The organism is Streptomyces sp. MMBL 11-1 (assembly GCF_028622875.1).
Classification (GTDB): domain Bacteria; phylum Actinomycetota; class Actinomycetes; order Streptomycetales; family Streptomycetaceae; genus Streptomyces.
Genome location: NZ_CP117709.1, coordinates 2,843,105 through 2,861,893 on the forward strand (window position 1 = coordinate 2,843,105; position 18,789 = coordinate 2,861,893).

16 protein-coding genes are annotated in these 18,789 nt (G+C 71.8%); 9 read left to right on the forward strand and 7 right to left on the reverse strand.

Translation table 11 applies throughout. The features are described from left to right. Positions 1 to 48: 48 nt before the first annotated feature. Positions 49 to 1,641: a peptidoglycan recognition protein family protein gene (locus PSQ21_RS12125; protein WP_274030495.1), complete on the reverse strand. Its 1,593-nt coding sequence runs from the start codon at positions 1,639 to 1,641 to the stop codon at positions 49 to 51. A 137-nt stretch (positions 1,642 to 1,778) separates the two neighbouring features. Here PSQ21_RS12125 and PSQ21_RS12130 point away from each other — a divergent pair, with 137 nt between their 5' ends. The 4 genes from PSQ21_RS12130 to PSQ21_RS12145 all read left to right on the forward strand — a co-directional run bounded on the left by PSQ21_RS12130 (position 1,779) and on the right by PSQ21_RS12145 (position 8,027). Continuing rightward, a complete protein-coding gene (locus tag PSQ21_RS12130; protein WP_274030496.1) occupies positions 1,779 to 2,531 on the forward strand; it encodes a TIGR03089 family protein in 753 nt (250 codons plus the stop codon). Between the two features lie 177 nt (positions 2,532 to 2,708). Then, the gene (locus tag PSQ21_RS12135) at positions 2,709 to 4,259 is read left to right on the forward strand and encodes an LCP family protein (protein WP_274030497.1); all 1,551 of its coding nucleotides are present in this window, start codon (positions 2,709 to 2,711) and stop codon (positions 4,257 to 4,259) included. Positions 4,260 to 4,483: 224 nt separating this feature from the next. Beyond that, the gene (locus tag PSQ21_RS12140; protein ID WP_397990493.1) at positions 4,484 to 6,265 is read left to right on the forward strand and encodes an LCP family protein; all 1,782 of its coding nucleotides are present in this window, start codon (positions 4,484 to 4,486) and stop codon (positions 6,263 to 6,265) included. A 37-nt stretch (positions 6,266 to 6,302) separates the two neighbouring features. After that, a complete protein-coding gene (locus PSQ21_RS12145; protein ID WP_274030499.1) occupies positions 6,303 to 8,027 on the forward strand; it encodes an LCP family protein in 1,725 nt (574 codons plus the stop codon). 107 nt (positions 8,028 to 8,134) lie between these two features. Here PSQ21_RS12145 and PSQ21_RS12150 read toward each other — a convergent pair whose 3' ends face one another. Next, on the reverse strand, positions 8,135 to 9,163 hold the full coding sequence (locus PSQ21_RS12150) for a glycosyltransferase family 2 protein (protein WP_274030500.1): 1,029 nt from the start codon (positions 9,161 to 9,163) through the stop codon (positions 8,135 to 8,137). Between the two features lie 167 nt (positions 9,164 to 9,330). Between PSQ21_RS12150 and PSQ21_RS12155 the strand changes: the two genes are divergently transcribed. Further along, on the forward strand, positions 9,331 to 10,893 hold the full coding sequence (locus PSQ21_RS12155) for an LCP family protein (protein ID WP_443334419.1): 1,563 nt from the start codon (positions 9,331 to 9,333) through the stop codon (positions 10,891 to 10,893). A gap of 119 nt (positions 10,894 to 11,012) precedes the next feature. Here PSQ21_RS12155 and PSQ21_RS12160 read toward each other — a convergent pair whose 3' ends face one another. Next, on the reverse strand, positions 11,013 to 11,561 hold the full coding sequence (locus PSQ21_RS12160) for an acyl-CoA thioesterase (protein ID WP_018961270.1): 549 nt from the start codon (positions 11,559 to 11,561) through the stop codon (positions 11,013 to 11,015). A 117-nt stretch (positions 11,562 to 11,678) separates the two neighbouring features. Between PSQ21_RS12160 and PSQ21_RS12165 the strand changes: the two genes are divergently transcribed. After that, positions 11,679 to 12,998 carry an LCP family protein gene (locus PSQ21_RS12165; protein ID WP_274030501.1) on the forward strand — a complete coding sequence of 440 codons (1,320 nt, stop codon included), beginning with the start codon at positions 11,679 to 11,681 and terminating at the stop codon, positions 12,996 to 12,998. Positions 12,999 to 13,067: 69 nt separating this feature from the next. On the opposite strand, the gene PSQ21_RS12170 is transcribed toward PSQ21_RS12165, so the two are convergent. Further along, positions 13,068 to 14,114, reverse strand: coding sequence for a DUF5954 family protein (locus PSQ21_RS12170; RefSeq protein ID WP_274030502.1), 1,047 nt, complete (start codon positions 14,112 to 14,114; stop codon positions 13,068 to 13,070). Between the two features lie 160 nt (positions 14,115 to 14,274). Between PSQ21_RS12170 and PSQ21_RS12175 the strand changes: the two genes are divergently transcribed. Both PSQ21_RS12175 and PSQ21_RS12180 read left to right on the forward strand, forming a co-directional pair. Then, the gene (locus PSQ21_RS12175; RefSeq protein ID WP_274030503.1) at positions 14,275 to 14,490 is read left to right on the forward strand and encodes a hypothetical protein; all 216 of its coding nucleotides are present in this window, start codon (positions 14,275 to 14,277) and stop codon (positions 14,488 to 14,490) included. Between the two features lie 93 nt (positions 14,491 to 14,583). Beyond that, positions 14,584 to 15,711, forward strand: a complete 1,128-nt coding sequence (locus PSQ21_RS12180; protein WP_274030504.1) for a hypothetical protein — start codon at positions 14,584 to 14,586, stop codon at positions 15,709 to 15,711. 46 nt (positions 15,712 to 15,757) lie between these two features. On the opposite strand, the gene PSQ21_RS12185 is transcribed toward PSQ21_RS12180, so the two are convergent. Then, positions 15,758 to 16,327 (reverse strand): TetR/AcrR family transcriptional regulator, encoded by a 570-nt coding sequence (locus PSQ21_RS12185; RefSeq protein ID WP_274030505.1) that lies wholly within the window; start codon positions 16,325 to 16,327, stop codon positions 15,758 to 15,760. Between the two features lie 103 nt (positions 16,328 to 16,430). Between PSQ21_RS12185 and PSQ21_RS12190 the strand changes: the two genes are divergently transcribed. Beyond that, the gene (locus PSQ21_RS12190) at positions 16,431 to 17,390 is read left to right on the forward strand and encodes an alpha/beta hydrolase family protein (protein ID WP_274030506.1); all 960 of its coding nucleotides are present in this window, start codon (positions 16,431 to 16,433) and stop codon (positions 17,388 to 17,390) included. A 23-nt stretch (positions 17,391 to 17,413) separates the two neighbouring features. Here PSQ21_RS12190 and PSQ21_RS12195 read toward each other — a convergent pair whose 3' ends face one another. Both PSQ21_RS12195 and PSQ21_RS12200 read right to left on the reverse strand, forming a co-directional pair. Next, positions 17,414 to 18,292 carry a methyltransferase domain-containing protein gene (locus tag PSQ21_RS12195; protein WP_274030507.1) on the reverse strand — a complete coding sequence of 293 codons (879 nt, stop codon included), beginning with the start codon at positions 18,290 to 18,292 and terminating at the stop codon, positions 17,414 to 17,416. Beyond that, complete coding sequence (locus PSQ21_RS12200) at positions 18,289 to 18,759, reverse strand: hypothetical protein (protein ID WP_274030508.1); 471 nt, start codon at positions 18,757 to 18,759, stop codon at positions 18,289 to 18,291. Before PSQ21_RS12200 ends, PSQ21_RS12195 begins: the two co-directional genes overlap by 4 nt. Between the last annotated feature and the right edge of the window lie 30 nt (positions 18,760 to 18,789).

Sequence of the window (18,789 nt, forward strand, 5' to 3'; positions counted from 1 at the left end):
CCTGGTTGTGGCTGGCCAGTCTAAGCAGACCGGTCGGAAACGCCCCGGTCAGCGGCCCTGCAGTTTGGCGGAGGTGGTCCGGGTCTTGCCGAGCTTCTTGTAGAGACGCGCTCCGGGGCATTCGGTTGCGAAGGCGTTCCGATGGCCCGAGATGACGTTCATCTTGACCTTCCTGCCCTTCGCGTACTTGCCGCTTCCGCCGGAGACGAGGGTGACCTTGCCCTTGGGGTTGGCCCCGAACAGTCCGAGCTTCCAGGCGGTGAGCTTGGCGACGCCGGTCACCGCGGCGGCGGGCGGGTTGGTGGAGGAGTAGGTGCCGAGCACCGCGACCCCCATGGTGTTGGTGTTGAAGCCCAGCGTGTGCGCTCCGAGGACCGCCTTCGCGACGCCTCCGGCCCGGCCCTCGTAGATGTTTCCGCACTTGTCGACGGCGAAGTTGTAGCCGAAGTCGCGCCAGCCGCTGCTCTTGACGTGGTAGCGGTAGATGCTGCGGAGCAGCGAAGGCGCCTGCTTGCAGGTGTAGTTGTTCCCGGACGCGCTGTGGTGCACGAAGGCCGCCTTGACCGTCCTGGTGTAGGCGAAGTTGCGCTCGCGGAGCTTCTCGTCCGCGCCCCAGCCCTTGCGGGTGATGATCTTCGGCCGGGGTCCGATGTACGGCCTCGCCCCGGCCGCGGCGATCGCTGAATCCTCCGCCGACTCCGCCTGGGTCAGCGCGGGGATGACGGCAGCGCCGAGCGGTGCGAGGTCCGCGTTGACGGCCGAGGCGGCGGCGGATTCGGCGGTCAGCACCTCCGGCACGCCCGCCGTCGTCGGGGGCACCGGGTTGCCGGCGAAGATCGCCTGGGTGACGGTCCGGCCGATGGTGTCGTCAGCGGGTTGCGGCACGGGGTCCTCGCCGGGGTCGACGAGTTCGAGGCGCAGCCCTTCGGGGAGCGGTGGGGCGGCGGACGGGTGCCGAGGGTCGGCCGCCTCCGGGAGTACGCGTACCTCCACGCCGTCCGAGTCACCGACCCAGAGCGGGGCGGTCGCTCCGCGCGCGGCGCCGGACGCCCGCTCGGCGCTGTCCAGGTCGGCGGCGTGTTCGGCGTTGTGGGTCTCGACGTCCTGCCAGTCCGACCAGCTCGTGGAGCCGGTCGCCCGGGTGCGGACCTGGACCGTGCCGTGGAGTTCGGCTTCGGCGTCGTCCCAGACCACGCCCACGAGGGAGAACGGCCGCGCCGTCCGCCGGTCCAGCCCCTGGCCGGACGCCGCCTGGCCGCCGGCCCGGTCGGAGGGTGCGGCGAGGGGCTCCAGGGGCAGGGACTGCGTCGAGCCCGCCAGCGCGTCCGCACGGGCCTCGCGGGTGCGTGGCGGGGCGGCTGTTTCGGGGGCGGTCGCTTCGGCCGGGGCGGCCGCTTCGTTCGCTTCGGCCGGGGCGGTCGCTTCGTTCGCTTCGGCCGGGGCGGTCGCTTCGTTCGCTTCGGCGGGGGCGCCGTCGGCCCGGGCCGACGGCGGGCCGGACCCGGGCGACCCGGGGGACAGAGAGGGAGGGCGGGCCGAGGCGGAGTGCGCGGCCGGGGCGGACAGGGCGGGGGCGGCGAGCGGCAGGGTGAGGGCCGCCGCGCAGGTGACGCCGACTGAGGTGACCAATAGTGCACGCATACGCACGATCGTGGCCATACAGTCACAGGTCCGGCGACCCGGGCTTCCGCCCCGCTTTGACGCCCCGTCGGCCGAACCGGTGTACGTGATGCCCGTTCAGCCCGCCCCGCTCAGCGCCCCCGCGTACGCTTGCGCGGATGAACTCCAGCGACCGCACCCCCGCCGACCTGCTGCGATCCGCCCTCGCCGCGGACCCGGCCCGCCCCTTGGTCACCTTCTACGACGACGCCACCGGAGAGCGCGTCGAACTGTCGGTGGCCACCTTCGCCAATTGGGTGGCCAAGACCGCCAATCTGCTCCAGGGCGACCTCGCCGCGGAGCCGGGCGACCGGCTCGCCCTGCTGCTCCCGGCGCACTGGCAGTCCGCGGTCTGGCTGCTCGCCTGCTCCTCCGTCGGGGTCGTCGCCGATGTCCAGGGCGACCCGGCCGCCGCCGACCTCGTCGTGACCGGGCCGGACACCCTGGAGCGGGCGCGGGCCTGCCGGGGCGAGCGTGTCGCTCTCGCCCTGCGCCCCCTGGGTGGCCGGTTCCCGCAGGCGCCCGAGGGGTTCGCGGACTACGCGGTGGAGGTGCCGAGCCAGGGCGACCGCTTCGCGCCCTTCGCCCCGGTGGACCCCGAGGCGCTCGCGCTGACCGTCGGCGGGGCCGGGCTGACGGGTGCGCAGCTCGTCGCCCGGGCCCGCGAGGACGCCGACGCCCTCGGACTCGTACCGGGGTCCCGGCTGCTCACCGGGCGTACGTACGACACCTGGGAAGGGCTGAGCTCCGGGCTCTTCGCGCCGCTGGCGGCCGGTGGGTCCGTGGTGCTCTGCCGCCACCTCGGGCAGCTCGACGCGGACGGACTGGCAAAGCGGACCGCCAGCGAGCGGGTCACCAACACCGCGGTATGACAAGCGCCCTGAGGTGCACTCGTCCGGCCCACAGCGGGCCGAGTCCTCGGCAATCGGCTCCGGCGCGGGTAGATGATCGGGCGGTACAGACCACTCTCCTGGCCGTGCACAACCAAGCGTGAGTTTCAGCCGTCTACTCCTGCGACCGGCGGCCCCTCGCGCCGCCGAACGTGAAGGATGGACGCAGACGTGACCGACAGTGCTGGCCCGCCGTCCGGCCCGGACCACCCGGCCGGGAACACGCCACAGGGCAGGTCGCAGGAGGAGCCCGGACCCGAGGGCGTGACCTCCGAGAACGGGGCCCCGGGGGGCGGTTCGCCGCAGGACGCTGCCCGGCGTGACGGGGCCCCGGCGGCCGGGGGCGGCCAGGAGCCCGCGAAGCCGGCGGACACCCGGCGGGAGCCGGACGGCCCGGTGGCCGGGGACGAGCCCCCGGCCGCCGCGTCGCCGGAGCCCGGGACCGAGCCCGAGCCCGCAGAGGCCGGGAGCCGCGAGGGCGCCGGGGAAGGTGGCGGCGCACCGGAGGCCGGAGGCGATGAGGGCGCCGGCGGGCGGGCCTGGGCCGACCGGCCCAAAGGCGGCGCCGTCGTCGGCCGCCGGGGCCGCTGGCTGCGCTGGACCGCCCTCGCCGCCTCGTTCCTCGTACTCGTGGCCGCGGGCGTGGGCTGGTGGATGTACCAGAAGCTCGACGGGAACATCACCACCGACACGGGCGCCGCCGCCGAGCTCAAGGCGTACGAGAAGGAACGGCCGACCCCGATCGTCATGGACGCCCGGAACATCCTGCTGATCGGGTCCGACAGCCGGGCCGGGGACAACAGCGAGTACGGCCGGGACGACGGCGGCAGCCAGCGCTCCGACACCACGATCCTGCTGCACCTCGCGGCGGACCGGAAGAGCGCGACGGCCGTGTCCCTCCCCCGTGACCTGATGGTGGAGGTCCCCGCCTGCCGCACCGCGGACGGCAAGGAGACGCGGGAGCGGTTCACCCAGTTCAACACGGCGTTCGAGGTCGGTGGCACCGCCTGCACGATCCGTACCGTGGAGCGGCTGACCGGCATCCGCGTCGATCACCACATGGTCGTCGACTTCAACGGCTTCAAGGACATGGTCGACGCCGTGGACGGGGTCGAGATCTGTCTCAAGGAGCCGATCGACGACAAGGACGCGCACCTGGAGCTCCCGGCCGGCCGGCAGACGCTGAACGGCGAGGAGGCCCTCGGCTACGTACGGGCGCGCAAGACCCTCGGCAACGGCAGCGACACCGAACGCATGGAGCGCCAGCAGCAGTTCCTGGGCGCCCTGGTGAACAAGATGCAGAGCAACGGCGTCCTGCTGAACCCGACGCGGCTCTACCCGGTGCTGGACGCGGCGACCAAGTCGCTGACCACGGACCCGGGGCTCGACTCGCTGCGCGACCTGTACGACCTGGTGCGCGGGATGCGCAACGTGCCGACCGAGCAGGTGCAGTTCCTGACCGTGCCCCGGCAGCCGTACCGCAACAACGCGAACCGGGACGAACTGGTTCAACCGGACGCCGACGACCTGTTCAGGCAACTCCGCGAGGACCGGCCCGTCGCCGTGGTCCCGGCCGACGAACTGGAGGAAGCACGGCAGGACCAGGAAGGGAAGCAGGACGGGAAACCGGACGGCACGGAGTCCGGGAGTCCGACGCCCACACCCACGTATTCGGGCTCGAGTGCGGCGGACGACCTGTGCAAGCAGTAAAGCAATTGCCAAGACACCGAACACAATCGACGCCTAATGGGAAGAATGCCCGGTTGTAAGGGGCGTGGAATGTGTCACGCACGTCGCTCGACGCGGAATCGGCCGGATAGTGTGACGCGATCCGGTGCTTCCGGCCGTCAGGTCGTGCACTGCTGGAGCGAAGGAACGAGCGCCTTGCCGGGGGAGGGCGCCTCGCGTGGCACCGACGGAGGACGCAGGCAACCGTGGACGCGCACAGTCGTGGACGGGCGGACGATATCGACCCCGCCGACCAGTGGGTACTCAACCCGCACACCGGTAATTACGAATTGCGACTGGACCACTCCACTGGGGAGTCGAGCAGCTCTTCGCGTACGGCTACGGCCGAAGGGACCGGCCGCCGCGGAGACTCCCGGACCGGTTCGGCCGGTGAGGGTTCGGGACGCCGCGGTTCCGGATCGCGTGAGCGCGAGGCCGCCCCGGACGGGCCGCGCCAGGTGCCCGGTCAGCGCAGCCGCCGCAGCTCCCAGGGGGGACGCGGAGCCGCCGAGCCGCCGGCGGCGGGCCGCCGCAAGCGCAAGCCCCGGAAGTCGCGCAAGAAGAAGGCGCTGCTGTGGACGGGCGGGGTGATGGCGTTCGTCGTGGTGGGCACCTCGCTCACCGCGTACGTCGTGTACCAGAAGCTCAACGGGAACATCGACGCCATCGACGTGGGCGACGCCGGCAGTAAGAACGTCGTCACCGACGGCCCGATGAACATCCTGATCATCGGCACCGACAAGCGCACCGGCAAGGGCAACGAGGGGTACGGCGACAAGGGCAGCGAGGGCCACGCCGACACCACCATCCTGTTCCACGTCTCCGAGGACCGGACCAACGCGACGGCGATGAGCATCCCGCGCGACCTGGTGACCGAGATCCCCGAGTGCGAGACGAAGCAGCCGGACGGCACCACCACGGTCATCCCCGGCACCCCGAACGTGCGCTTCAACACCAGCCTCGGCCAGAACGGCCGTAACCCCGGCTGCACCATGAAGACGGTCGAGAACATCACCGGCCTCAAGCCCGACCACTTCATGATGGTCGACTTCAACGCGGTCAAGGCCCTGACGTCGGCGGTCGGCGGCGTGAAGGTCTGCATGGCGAAGCCGGTCGACGACCCGAAGTCGCATCTGAAGCTGCCCCAGGGCGAGTCGAAGGTGGAGGGCGAGCAGGCGCTGGCCCTGCTGCGCACCCGGGACAGCTTCGGCAACAGGAGCGACCTCGACCGGATCAAGGTGCAGCAGCAGTTCCTCGGCTCCATGATCCGGGAGATGAAGTCGAGCGACACCCTGACCAACCCGAAGAAGCTGTACTCGCTGGCCGACGCGGCCACCAAAGCGCTGACCGTCGACACGGCCATCGGCGACGCGAAGAAGCTGATGACGCTGGCCGAGGAGATCGGCAAGGTCGACACGAAGAACATCAGCTTCCTCACGATGCCGGTCATAGACAATCCGGCCGAGCCGAAGCCCGTCACCGTGGTCGTGGACCCGGTCAAGGGCGAGCAGCTCTTCGCGATGATGCGCTCCGACACCTCGCTGACCGAGGTGAAGCAGAAGGAGAAGGCCGCCAAGGGCAAGCAGGCGGCCCTGCTCAAGGGCCCGAAGGCCGAGCCCGCCGACGTACGCGTGGACGTCCTCAACGGCGGTGACATCGCCGGCGCGGCGGGCTCGACCGTCACCTGGCTCCAGAACGAGCAGGGGGTGCTGAAGTCCGCCAACAAGGCCAACGCACCCGAGAAGATCAAGAAGACGACACTGGAGTACGCGCCCAACCAGGCCGATCAGGCCCGGGCGCTCGCCGAGATGATGGGGCTGCCCGCCACGGCCATGAAGAAGGGCACCACCGACGCCGAGGGACTTGAGGCGATGGTGCTCACGCTGGGGGCGGACTTCAAGGGCGCGGGACAGCTCATCACCGGACCGGCGAAGCCGCCGAAGGACATCGAGAAGGCAAGCGCCGACAAGGCGGTATGCGCCGAGTGACACCGGGTCACCGCGCCACAGCGGAAATCTGAACAGCATGGGGGGTCCGGTGGGACGGAGCAGCACGCCCGGGGAGAGGACGCGGTCACGCGTCCGCCGCGCCGATCAACTCGGCTGGGACGAGAGCCCGCACGAGGACGGTGAAGGGCCGGAGAACGGCGACGGGCCGGGGGGCCGCGCGGGGGCGGGGGGCCGCGAGCGGCCGTCGGGCGGTCGCCGTCGGGCGTCGAAAGGCCGGGGCGCCGCCCGGGGGCGCAGCAGCCGCCGCGCGCCCAAGAGCGCCAAGCGGCGTGTGCTGCGCTGGAGCGCCTCCGTACTCGCCGTGCTGATACTCGGCACCGGCGGCGCCGGTTATCTCTACTACGAGTACCTCAACGACAACATCAAGAAGGAGGATCTGACGCTCGGCGACAAGCCGATGGCCGATCACAAGGTCAACTCCGCCGGGCAGACCCCGCTCAACATCCTGCTCATCGGTTCCGACGCCCGCGACTCCGAGGCCAACCAGAAGCTGGGCGGGGCGAAGGAGACCTTCGGCGCGAAGCCGCTGGCCGATGTGCAGATGCTGCTCCACATCTCCGCGGACCGCAGCAACCTCTCCGTGATCAGCATGCCGCGCGACACCATGCTCAAGATGCCCAAGTGCACCGCCCCGGACGGCGAGGTCTTCCCCGCCAGCACCGCGGACATGCAGACCAACCAGAGCCTGGGCCGCGGCGGTCCGGGGTGCACGGTGGCCACCTGGTACGAGCTGACCGGCATCAGGATCGACCACTTCATGATGATCGACTTCGCCGGTGTGGTCTCGATGGCGGACGCGATCGGCGGCGTCCCGGTCTGTGTCGACGCCAACATCAACTCCCGCGGCCGGGACGGCAAGGGCTCCGGGCTGAAGCTGGAGAAGGGCACCACCTACGTCAAGGGCGAACAGGCCCTCCAGTGGCTGCGCACCCGGTACGGCTTCGAGGACAACACCGACCTGGGGCGGGCGAAGGCCCAGCACCAGTACATGAACGCGATGGTGCGTCAGCTGCGCAAGGGGACCAAGCTCACCGACCCGGCGAAGCTGATGAACCTCGCCGAGGCGGCCACGAAGGCGCTGACGGTCGACAAGGACCTCGACACGGTCAAGAAGCTCTACGACCTGGCCGAGGAGTTCAAGAAGGTCCCCACGAAGCGCATCACGATGTCGACCATGCCCAACGTGTACGGCACCGGCACGAACAGCGGCCGTGTCTACCCGAAGGCGGGCGACGCGGAGCAGCTGTTCCGGATGGTCCGCGACGACATCCCGCTGGACGGCAAGGCCTCCAAGCGGAAGAAGCCGGAGGCCACGAAGGACCCGTCGGCGCCGGTCGGTGAGATCGCGGTCGCCGTGCGGAACGGGACCGCCACGGACGCGCTCGGGCCGGCCTCGGGTCGCGCCGGTGACGTGGCGGACCAGCTGAAGGAGGCGGGCTTCGCGAAGACCACCGTCGACGCGGGCGACGTGACCGGGGCGGCGCGGACCGCGGTCCTGTATCCGAGCGCGGATCTGGAGGGCGACGCGCAGGCGGTCGCCAAGGCGCTCGGGGTTCCGCTGTCGCAGGTGAAGAAGTCCACGGACGTCTCGGGGATCTCGCTCGCCGTGGGCGCGGACTGGCGCGAGGACGGGGCCTACCCGGTGTCCAAGGGCAAGGAGAAGACCCCGGAGTCGGCGGGCGCCCTCAACGGCGACGACGACAAGGCCTGCATGAAGGTGAACCCGAACTACACCTGGTGACGCCGTAACGGCACGCGTTGTACGAGGAGGGCCCCTGGAAGCCGCCCGATGCGGTTTCCAGGGGCCTTTCTCCGTACGGCTGCCTTGCCCGGCGGTGCTCCCCCGGGTCAGACGGTCTCGCTGCTGCCGGTCATCGACGGGCGGCGGCTCGCGATGACCCGCTTGGCCAGCGAACGGGGGCTGGTGAGGAAGCCGAAGCCCCAGCACATGTGCATCGTCGCGAGCGCCACCGGGATCTGTGCGCGGGCCTTCAGCGAGAGGCCCTTGCCCGCGGGCAGCGACCCGGCGACGATCGCGGCCACGTAACCGCCGGGCACGATCAGGGCCCACGGGGTGACGGCCGCGCCCAGGACCAGGCCCGCCGCGATGGCGACGACGGCGGTCGGCGGGGCCAGGTAGCGGAGGTTGATCGAGCCGGAGTGGTAGCGGGCGACGACGTGGCGCCAACGGCCGTAGTCCTTGTACTGCTTGGCGAGGGCCTTCACCGTGGGGCGCGGGCGGTACTGCACCTTCAGCTCGGGCGAGAACCAGATCAGCCCGCCGGCCTCGCGGATGCGGAAGTTCAGCTCCCAGTCCTGGGCGCGGATGAACTCGACGTTGTAGCCGTCGGCCCGCTCCAGGGCTTCGCGGCGGAAGACGCCCAGGTAGACGGTCTCGGCCGGGCCCGCCTGGCCGCCGGTGTGGAAGGCGGCGTTGCCGACGCCGATCTTCGAGGTCATCGCGGCGGCGACGGCGTCCTCCCAGGCGTTCTCACCCTCGGCGTGCATGATGCCGCCGACGTTCTGCGCGCCGGTCTCCTCCAGGAGGCGGACGGCGGTCGCGATGTAGTTCGGCGAGAGCATGCCATGGCCGTCGACCCGTACGACGACGGGGTGGCGGGAGGCCTTGATCGCCGCGTTGAGGGCGGCGGGGGTGCGGCCCGTGGGGTTGGGCACGGTGTGGACCCGGGGGTCCTCGGCGACCAGTTCGGCGGCGATCTCGTCCGTACGGTCGGCGGAGGGGCCGAGCGCGATCACGACCTCCATCTCACCGGGGTACTCCTGCTCCAGGATGTGCCGGACCGAGTTCCTGAGATGACGTTCCTCGTTGAGCACCGGCATGATCACGGAGACGGCGGGGTACTGCGCGGCAGACATGTGGTCCTCGGGTGGTTCCTCGGGGGCGCCGGGGGTCTCGCACCGCGGGAGGCGGGCGCCCCGGGAGGCGGCGTTATTCGGCCGCCACGTTACCGCGAATGGGGGATACCGGTGCGCGCGCCGCCGGGTCGCGGGCCGGGGCGGAGATCGTATGGGCCTACCGTGCGATGGTCCCCTTGCACCGCAGAGGTGTCTCCCTTGCACCCCGGAGGTGTCTCCCCGTGCCCGTGCCGCAACGACCGCAGCGCCCGCCGCGTCCCCGCCCCGCTCCCCCGCGACGCCGCCCGCCCCAGGGCACCCGGCCGGTCCGCCGCCGCACGCAGGACGAGCGTCCGCGCTGGGGCATGCGGGTGGCCACGGGCCTGTCGGTGCTGGTGCTGGGGGCGGGCGGGATCGGCCACGCGGTGGTGAGCAGCCTGGAGGACGGGATCGGCCGGGTCGATCCCTTCAAGGACATGAAGAACCGCCCCCAGGGGGGCCACGGCACGAATCTGCTACTCGTCGGCACCGACGGCCGGGACACGATCACCAAGGCCGAGAAGAAGAAGTACCGGCTCGGCGGCGCGCCCTGCCACTGCACCGACACGATCATGCTGGTCCATCTGTCGGCCGACCGGCGGCGGGCGAGCGTCGTCAGCCTCCCCCGGGACAGCTACGCCGAGATGCCCGCCCACACCGACCGCACCACGGGCAAGCGCCACGAGAGCCACCCGGTGAAGCTGAACGCCGCGTACGCGGAGGGCGGGCCCACGCTGACGGTGCGGACCGTCGAGAACATGACCAAGGTCAAGATCGACCACTATCTGGAGGTCGACTTCACCAGCTTCATGAAGACGGTCGACGCGGTGGGCGGGGTGAAGATCTGCACGGCGCGGCCGATGAAGGACTCGTACACCGGTCTGGACCTCCCCGCGGGCACCCATGAGCTGGACGGCGGACAGGCGCTCCAGTACGTGCGCTCACGCCACGTGGACGTGGCCTCCGACCTGGGCCGGATGGAACGCCAGCAGAAGTTCATGGCCGCGCTGATCAAGCAGGCGACGAGCAGCGGGGTGCTGCTGAACCCGGTGAAGTTCCAGCAGGTCGCCACCTCGGCGCTCGGCTCGGTCCGGGCCGACAAGGGCTTCGGTACGCAGCAGATGCTGGCGCTCGGCAAGGCGATGAAGGGCTTCGGGCCGGCCTCGTCGGAGTTCGCCTCCGTCCCCGTCGGCGATCCCAGCTTCCCCGTCAAGGGCATCGGCTCGACGGTGCGGTGGGACACGGAGAAGGCGGAGGAGCTGTTCCGGGCCCTGCGCGAGGACAAGCCGCTGGCCCCGTCGAAGCCGGAGCCCACCGCCGCCGGTCCGGAGAAGCCTCCGGCCACGGTCGTGGACGTGGCGCCGAAGCAGGTCCGGGTGCAGGTCTACAACGGGACCCCGAAGGACGGCCTCGGCCGGACGGTGGACGCGGCGCTGCGGGCCACCGGGTTCGCCACCAGCGAGGCCCCGCTCAACGGGGAGGTACGGGACCTGGAGCGGACGCTCGTGGAGTACGACCCGCGCTGGGACCGGTCGGCGAAGTCCCTGGCCACGGCCCTGCCCGGGAGCGAACTGAAGGCGGTGAAGGACCAGGGCCCGCAGATGCGGGTGACGGTGGGCTCGGACTTCACGAAGGTGCGGCAGGTGAGGGCGGAGAGCCGGCAGACGGGCGAGTTCTCCACGGTGCGGGGCGACGAGGTCGTGTGCCCGTGACCCGGTGACCGCAGGGCGGATGCCCGTATAGCCCTTGGGTGCCCGTGGGGCCTTTGGGAGCCCGTGGTGCCCTTGGGAGCGCGTGGTGCCCGTGGGGCCCTCAAGGGGCTCGCGCGGCCTCAGTCGTCGATGCCGTCGGCGGCGCGCTTCTCGCGCAGTTCCTTGATCGCGCGGCGGCGGGCGAGCCGGTGGGTGCGCCGGATCTGCGCCTCCTGGTAGCGCCGGTTGTCGCGCTCGGTCTCGGGGATCACCGGCGGTACGCGGCGCGGCTTGCCGTCCCCGTCGACGGCGGCGAACACCAGATAGGCGCTGCCGACCTGCTGGGCGGGGGTCGACTCGTTCCAGCGTTCGGCCATCACGCGGACGCCGACCTCCATGGAGGAGCGGCCGGTCCAGTTGACCTGTGCGCGTACGTGAACGAGGTCACCGACCCTGACCGGCTCCAGGAAGACCATCTCGTCCATCGAGGCGGTCACCGCGGGCCCGCCGGAGTGCCGGCCGGCCACCGCGCCGGCGGCGTCGTCGACCAGTTTCATGATCACGCCACCGTGCACCGTACCGAGGAGGTTGGTGTCGCTGCCGGTCATGATGTGGCTGAGGGTGGTCCGGGACGCCGCGGTCGGCTTGCCCGGAATCTCGCCCTCCGGGCGGGTGGCCTGATCTGTCATACAGTCCACCTTATGCGGGGGCCCGCGTCCCGCAGAATGCATCAGCTTCGCAACAGCCGTGGCCCAAATCTCCATACACCCTGTAAAGGCTGTAGTACGGCGCGGCACACTGAGCGAATGAACGATTGGCCCGATCGACGGACCGGCGACCGCAGCGAGCGCTACGGGCGGGGCAGCGACAGCGTCCGGCCCGAGAGCGCGCGGGCGATGCCCCACATCCAGCGCCGCCCGACCCCGCCGCCGAGGCCGCAGTCTCCGCCGCAGCGACCCCAGGTGCCGCCGCAGGGCCAGGGTTACGACGACCGCTACCCGGGCGGCTACGGCAACAGCCCTGACCCCGGGTACGACAGCGGTTACAACACGGGCCAGGTCTACGGCTCGCGCGGCGGGTCCGACGGCCGGGGCGGCGGCGGACGCCGGGGCGGCGGTGACGGGGGTTACGTCCAGGGCCGCCCGGCCCCGGACTGGGGCCGCCGGATCAAGCTCGGCGCACTGACCCTGGTGGTCGTGGTGCTCGCGGTCTCCATCTCGACGTACTTCTGGGCCGACTCGAAGCTGAAGCGCGAGGTCGACCTCGCCAAGGTCATCGAGCGCCCGGAGTCCGGCGACGGCACGAACTACCTGATCGTCGGGTCGGACAGCCGCGAGGGCATGTCTGCCGAGGAGAAGAAGCGGCTGCGCACCGGTTCCGCCGAGGGCAAGCGGACCGACTCGATGATGATCCTGCACGACGGCTCCAGCGGGCCGACGCTGATCTCGCTGCCGCGCGACTCCAACGTCGAGATCCCGTCCTTCGTGGGGTCCGAGTCCGGGAAGAAGTTCCAGGGCACCGGCCGGCAGGTGAAGCTGAACGCCGCCTACGCCGAGGACGGCCCCGAACTCCTCGTCCGTACGGTCGAGTTCAACACCGGGCTGCGCATCGACCACTACGTCGAGATCGGCTTCGGCGGCTTCGCGAAGATCGTGGACGCGATCGGCGGGGTCGAGCTGGACATCCCGAAGGCCTTCAAGGACAAGAAGTCCGGGGCCGACTTCCAGGCGGGCAAGCAGACGTTGAACGGCGAGCAGTCCCTCGCCTTCGTCCGGACCCGCTACGCGCTGCCGGGCAGCGACCTGGACCGCACGAAGAACCAGCAGAAGTTCCTCGCCGCGCTGGCGAGCCAGACGGCGACCCCGGGCACGATCATCAACCCGTTCAAGCTGTACCCGACGATGGGCGCGGGCCTGGACACACTGATCGTGGACAAGGACATGTCGCTGTGGTCGCTGGGCAACATGTTCTTCGCGATGAAGGGCGTCACGGGCGGCGACGGCACGTCGATGAACATGCCGATATCGGGCAGCGTCAACGGCAACCTGGTCTGGGACAAGGCCAAGGTGAAGCAGCTGGTGGAGCAGCTCAACAACGACGAGAAGGTCACGGTCAAGGGCAACTGAAGTCGTACGCAGAGCCGTTGAAGGGCGCCGGGCTGTTGCCCGGCGCCCTTCCTCCGTCTGCGGGGCCGCCTACGAGCCGTGGGTGATGTTCCCCTTCTCGTCCATGAGGGGGTGGATCTGGGAGGGGCCGTAGTCGTCCACGTCGGACGGGCGCGACCTCTCCGGCCCGTCCGGCCCGATCCGCATCACGCGCTCGACCCGGACCACCTCGTACCGGCGCCCCCGCACCACGAGTTCGTTGGGCCTCCGGCGCGCCATGAACTTCTTCGCGGCCCGCGCGTGGAGGGCCGCCTCCTTCTCGTCCACCTTCATCCAGGCGGGCAGCTCCGGCATGTCGGGCAGGTCCGGCAGTTGGGGAACGGGCCGGGTGAGGTGGTGGACGAGGGCGCGGCGGGCGCCCTGCGGGGTCGAATACTGCCCGGTCACCATCGACCAGGTCGCCTCCTTCCGCTCCACCACCCGGAACGTCGTCGGGAGGAGCACAACCCCGGGATGGGTGGTCAACGCCCGCCGGGAGTCGGCCCGTACGTCCTCGGGGAAGCGGGCGGCGGTGTAGGAGAGCCCCAGCAGACCGGCCCGGTCGATCCCCTCGGTCAGCCCGACGGCGGCCGCGTGGTCGACCACGAAGCCCTCGGTGCGGCAGGGGTCGGGGGCGTCCAGGTCCCAGCTGTCCTCGTCCGGGTCGGTGGCCCGGGGCGGCTCCAGCCGGCCCCCGCCGATCCGGGCGAACTCGTCGGCGCGCACGACCCGGTAGCGGACGCCGTCCGCCGACACCTCGTCGGTCGCCTCGACCTCCAGCCGCGCCACGGCATCCAGCAGGGACCTCCGCACCACCGGGTCCTCGGTGTCGTCCCTCGCCTTGAACCACAGCAGCGAGTTGAGCTCGTCCCGGGCCAACTGCGGAAAGCCGCAGTCCAGTTCACCCAGCAGCCGCCAGCGCGGCCGGTCGCCGCGCCGCTGCTCGGCAAGCCCGAACAGGGGCCCCCGGACCACGATGTTCGGGTACTTGCGGACCGAGGCGAACGCGTCCGCCTCGATGACCTCGGAGACCGGGTCGTCGTGACGGGTGACGTTGATCGTGAGATGGTCCGGCGATTTCTCCGGGTGAGCGTTCATGCACTCAGTGTGCCGAAGGGGGCGTGCCGGTGTCAGGGGTTTGCCCCGCAAAGGGCTTCCCCCCCGCGCGGAGCCGACGCCGACGAGCGCGCCGCCCCGGCCGCCCGTGGGGGCCGAGCGCGCTCGGACGAAGTCCCTGAATCGCTGGTCGCACCGGGTCGTGGCGCGCCGCGACCCGGTGGAGGCCGACCGGATCGTGGCCCACCGCGACCCGGCGGGCCACGACGTCAACTACCTAAAGAACCAAGAGAAAATACCCAACCCCACCCCACCCGATCCCGGTGGTCAACTGCGGGACGGGCCGGTCACCCACATGGGTGAGATTCACCAACTGGTGTGGATTTCGGTCGGGTTGGCGGGCATATGCTCGCGCTGACACACAACACCAGACACCAGACATGAGACGGCCCCCGCCGGGACGGCAATCCCGAGCGAGGACCTGACCACCGAGGAAGAAGACCCTTCCCCCATGGATACCCAGCACGATATCGCCCTCACCCGCGCCCTGGCAGAGGTTCCCGGACCACTGCCGTTCTCCGGCGTGATCCACGTCGCGTTCCCGCACACGACCCGCTTCACGGTCGTGGGCAACCACCTCGCGCAGCACGACGGGCTCTCCCTCACCGCGATCGGGATCGGCGTACACATCCAGTCGCTGCCCGCCGGGTCCCAGGTCGGCGTCAAGGCGCTCACGGCCCGCTTCGCCGAGGGCGAGACCACGATCGCCGCCGCCCTGCGCGAGCTGGAGACCCACGGCTACCTGCACCGGTCCCGCGCCAGGCTGGCGAACGGCCGGGTGGTCACCCGCACGGTGTTCTGCAACCAGCCGGGCGCGTTGTCGCGGGGCGGGGCGGTGGCGCAGCCGATGCCGATGCCGATGCCGATGATGGTGGCTCCGTTGCCGGTGGTGGCGCCTGTGGTGCGGGTTCCGCCGATGCCTGTGGTGCCCGGTCCGCCTATGCCTGCGGAGGCGCCCGTGGTGCCGGTTCCCCCGACGCCTGCGGAGGCGCCTGTGGTGCCGGTTCCCCCGACGCCTGCGGTGGCGCCTGTGGTGCCGGTTCCCCCGACGCCTGCGGTGGCGCCCGGCCCTACGCTCGCGCCCCCGCCTGCGCCCGAACCCACCCCCGTACCGGAAGAAGAGCATCCGCCGGTCCGCGTACCGTCACGCATCGGGCCCAAGCCGCCGCGTCGGCCGCTCCCGCAGCCCCGCGAGCTGACCCCGGAGCTGCACCGCGCCGCCTCCGCGCTCCTCGCCGACCTCCGGCGTCATGCGCCGGAGCTGGTGCTCTCCGAGGACGACGTCGAGGAACTGGCCCCCGGCGCTGCCGCCTGGCTGGAGCGCGGCGCGCACCCCGGCGCCGTCCGCCACGCCCTCACGACCGATCTCCCGCAGCCGCCCAAGTACCCGGCGAAGATCGTCAGGCACCGCCTCACCGTGCTCCTGCCGCCACCGCTCCCCGGCGCCCAGGAGCTGGCCCCGGTCAGCCGTACGCCCGTCACCCCCTTCCAGACCTGCGAGGGCTGTGACCGCGCCTTCCGCTCCCCGGCCCCGGGCCACTGCCGTGACTGCCGGGCCCAGTACTGGGAGGCGGCGTAGCCCCGCACGCCGACCGTCACGCGGTGGGCGCGGCCGGGCGTTGTCGCTACGCCTGGCAACGGCATCCGGCGAGGAGGGTCGCGACCATGCGCCCGGCGTCGGCCCGGTCGTAGTCGGGGCCGGTGATGCAGAGGTTCCCGATAGCGCGCATGAGCGTGTAGGCGGTGACGTCCGGGCCGACCTCGCCGGCCGCGACGCAGGCGTCGAGCAGGGTCGTGCAGGCCGGGACCAGGGTGTCGAGCATCAGGGCGTGGAGGTTCTCCAGCCCCGGATCGCCGGACCCCAGGGCGGCACCGAGGCCGTGTTTCGTCACCAGGAACTCGACGAACGCGTCAGCCCAGCCGGTCAGGGCGGCGTACGGGGAGGCCGACTCCTCCAGGAGCCGGGGCGCGAGTGCGGCGCAGGTGTCGATCTGGTGCCGGTAGACGGCGGTGACGAGGTCCGCCCGGGTCGGGAAGTTCCGGTAGATCGTGCCGACGCCGACGCCGGCGCGTTCGGCGATGTCGCGGATGGGGGCCTGGACGCCCTGGTCCACGAAGACCGCCGCAGCGGCCGCCAGCACCCCGCTGCGGGTGCGCTGCGCCTGCGCTTGACGTACTCCGACCGGCTCCGGCACGAGGCTCTCCCTTTACTCGCGGAACAATGTTCCGCTAAATTGGCGGAACAGCGCTCCGCCAAAGTATGGCAGAGCGTCCCCCTAGGGAAAGCGCAGGTCCCCCATGCCTTCCAGCCACCTGAGCCTCGACGGCGACGGCGACCACTACCGCGACCGCGACGGCTACCGCGACCAACGGATTGTCGCGGTCAAGCCCATCACCGTTCCCGCGCCCGGCCGCAGCGTCGGCCTCCAGGTGAAGGTCACCGCTCCCCTGTCCGGCCGGGACCTCCCCGTCATCGTGTTCTCCCACGGCAACGGATGGTCCCTGGACGGATACGAACCCCTCGTCGACCGATGGGCGGCGGCCGGGTTCATCGTCGTACAGCCCACCCACCTGGACTCCCGCCGCCACGGCATCGGGTGGGACGACCCGCGCTTCGCCACCATCTGGCGCGTCCGGATCGCCGACCTCCACGCGGTCCTCGACGGCCTCGGCGACCTGCTGCGCCAGGCCGGCGGTCTGGAGGACCGGGCCGACCTCGAGCGCATCGCGATCGTCGGCCACTCCTGGGGCGCGCAGAGCGCCGGCGCGATCCTCGGCGCGCGCGTGCTGGACGCCGACGGCGTTCCCGGAGAGGACTTCTCCCACTCCGCCGTCTCGGCCGGCGCGCTGATCGCCGCGACCGGGACCGGCGACACCCTGACCCCGTTCGCCGCCGAGCACCTTCCGTTCATGAGGCCGGACTACTCCACCATGACCGCCCCGGCCCTGGTCGTCGCGGGCGGCAAGGACCGGTCCCAGCTCTCCACCCGGGGACCGGAGTGGTTCACCGACGCCTACCGCCTCGGCCCGTCCCCGAAGAGCCTGCTCTCCATCGCCGAGGGCGAGCACACCCTGGGCGGCCTCGCCGGCGAGGCGGTCGCCGAGACCACCGACGAGGACCCCGCCCGCGTCGCCCTCGTCGCCGACGCGGTCTCCGCCTACCTCCTCGACGCGCTCAAGCTCGACGACGCCGCGTGGACCGCCCTCAAGCGCACCGCTGCGGCCGGCGACGGCACGTGGAGCGTCACCGGCAAGTGACCCCACGGGCGGCGCGCCTGCCCCTACGCCCGCCCCCGCGCCAACAACGCCACGTGCGGCAGCACCAACAGGCCCTCTGCCGTGCGGGATTCGGCGCACAATTCGTCATACGCCCGCCGGGCCGCCGCCACCCCCTCCGCGCCCCCGCTGTTGAGGACCTGGCCGATCGCACCGATCCCCCGTTCCGCCCCCGCCCACCAGGTGTCCGGGTCGCATCGGTGCTCCCACGCGACCTCGGAGCACTCCGCGCCGAGAAGTCCGGCCCCGTCGAGGAGGGCGGCGAGCCCTTCACGCGTACGGGGAAAGTCGTCCTCGGGGGCGAGCGCGGGAAGCCAGTCGGGGCGGGTGAGCCCGGCCGCCTGTACCGCGCGGCCGATCAGCGCCTGGCCGGGGGCTCCGGGCGACCGCCAGATGCTGACAGCGACCCGGCCGCCGGGTCGGGCGATCCGGCGCAGCTCGGCCAGCGCCTCGCGCGGGCGGCCCACGTGATTGAGTACGAAGTTGCCGACGACCGCGTCGAACGTGGCGTTCGCATAGGGGAGTTCGGGCAACAGGCCCGTACGCACCTCGGCTGTCGGGACCGCCCTGCGGGTTGCCTCCACCATGCCGGGCTCGGCGTCGACAGCGTGCACCGTCGCACCCCGCCCGGCGGCGAGGGCGCTGATGGCGCCGCTGCCGCAGCCCACGTCGAGGACGCTGGTGCCGGGCCCGGCCCCGGCTGCTTCGAGGAGGGCCGCCGCCGGGTGGGCGCAGAGCCGGGCGTAGGTGCTGGCGTACGCCTCGGCCTTGCCGGACCAGATGCGCCGCTCGGCGTCGTCGAAGGGGGTTGGGGAACGCTCCGCGTTCGCACGCGGGGGGACAGCCGTCCTGCCCGCTTCCCGTGGCACGGGGGAGGCGGTCATGACCCGGCTCCCTTCGGTTCGAGTTCGGCGAAGTCCTCATGGAGGGCGTCGAGATGGCGGCCCGTCGGCGCTCCGGCCGGGTCCAGCTCCGCCAGTCGCCAGCCGGGCAACTGCGCCTCGACCTCCGCCGGGAGCGACCCGTCCGCCGGGACCGCCAGCGCGTGCAGCACCCCGAACGCGGTCTCCCTGGCGACCTCGCGGGCCAGTGCGCCGAGATCCTCGGGGGTGAGCCCGGCCGCCAGGGCCCGGTCGACGGCGTCGGCCGCCGCCCCGTCGGTGCGGTAGGCGTCGACCCACTGCGGGGCCGCCGCGCCCCAGGCGTCGACGTCCTGCCACACCGTCCGCAGGAGGCGGTAGCGGGCGAGCTGCGGCAGCCCCTCCTCCGCCTCGGACTCGGCCCAGTCGCGGGCGTCGCCGTCCGCACCCAGGGCGCTGAAGAGGGAGGTCAGCCTGTCGAGTTCGGTCATGGGGAGGGAGGGTACCGGCCGGGGCCGGGG

What these genes read in the sequence shown, in the direction of transcription:
- PSQ21_RS12145 (WP_274030499.1), top strand. Translation starts at nt 6,303, where the DNA reads ATGGGGGGTCCGGTGGGACGGAGCAGCACGCCCGGGGAGAGGACGCGG.
- PSQ21_RS12150 (WP_274030500.1), bottom strand. Translation starts at nt 9,163, where the DNA reads ATGTCTGCCGCGCAGTACCCCGCCGTCTCCGTGATCATGCCGGTGCTC.
- PSQ21_RS12130 (WP_274030496.1), top strand. Translation starts at nt 1,779, where the DNA reads ATGAACTCCAGCGACCGCACCCCCGCCGACCTGCTGCGATCCGCCCTC.
- PSQ21_RS12190 (WP_274030506.1), top strand. Translation starts at nt 16,431, where the DNA reads ATGCCTTCCAGCCACCTGAGCCTCGACGGCGACGGCGACCACTACCGC.
- PSQ21_RS12155 (WP_443334419.1), top strand. Translation starts at nt 9,331, where the DNA reads ATGGTCCCCTTGCACCGCAGAGGTGTCTCCCTTGCACCCCGGAGGTGT.
- PSQ21_RS12180 (WP_274030504.1), top strand. Translation starts at nt 14,584, where the DNA reads ATGGATACCCAGCACGATATCGCCCTCACCCGCGCCCTGGCAGAGGTT.
- PSQ21_RS12195 (WP_274030507.1), bottom strand. Translation starts at nt 18,292, where the DNA reads ATGACCGCCTCCCCCGTGCCACGGGAAGCGGGCAGGACGGCTGTCCCC.
- PSQ21_RS12170 (WP_274030502.1), bottom strand. Translation starts at nt 14,114, where the DNA reads ATGAACGCTCACCCGGAGAAATCGCCGGACCATCTCACGATCAACGTC.
- PSQ21_RS12200 (WP_274030508.1), bottom strand. Translation starts at nt 18,759, where the DNA reads ATGACCGAACTCGACAGGCTGACCTCCCTCTTCAGCGCCCTGGGTGCG.
- PSQ21_RS12125 (WP_274030495.1), bottom strand. Translation starts at nt 1,641, where the DNA reads ATGCGTGCACTATTGGTCACCTCAGTCGGCGTCACCTGCGCGGCGGCC.
- PSQ21_RS12135 (WP_274030497.1), top strand. Translation starts at nt 2,709, where the DNA reads ATGGACGCAGACGTGACCGACAGTGCTGGCCCGCCGTCCGGCCCGGAC.
- PSQ21_RS12160 (WP_018961270.1), bottom strand. Translation starts at nt 11,561, where the DNA reads ATGACAGATCAGGCCACCCGCCCGGAGGGCGAGATTCCGGGCAAGCCG.
- PSQ21_RS12165 (WP_274030501.1), top strand. Translation starts at nt 11,679, where the DNA reads ATGAACGATTGGCCCGATCGACGGACCGGCGACCGCAGCGAGCGCTAC.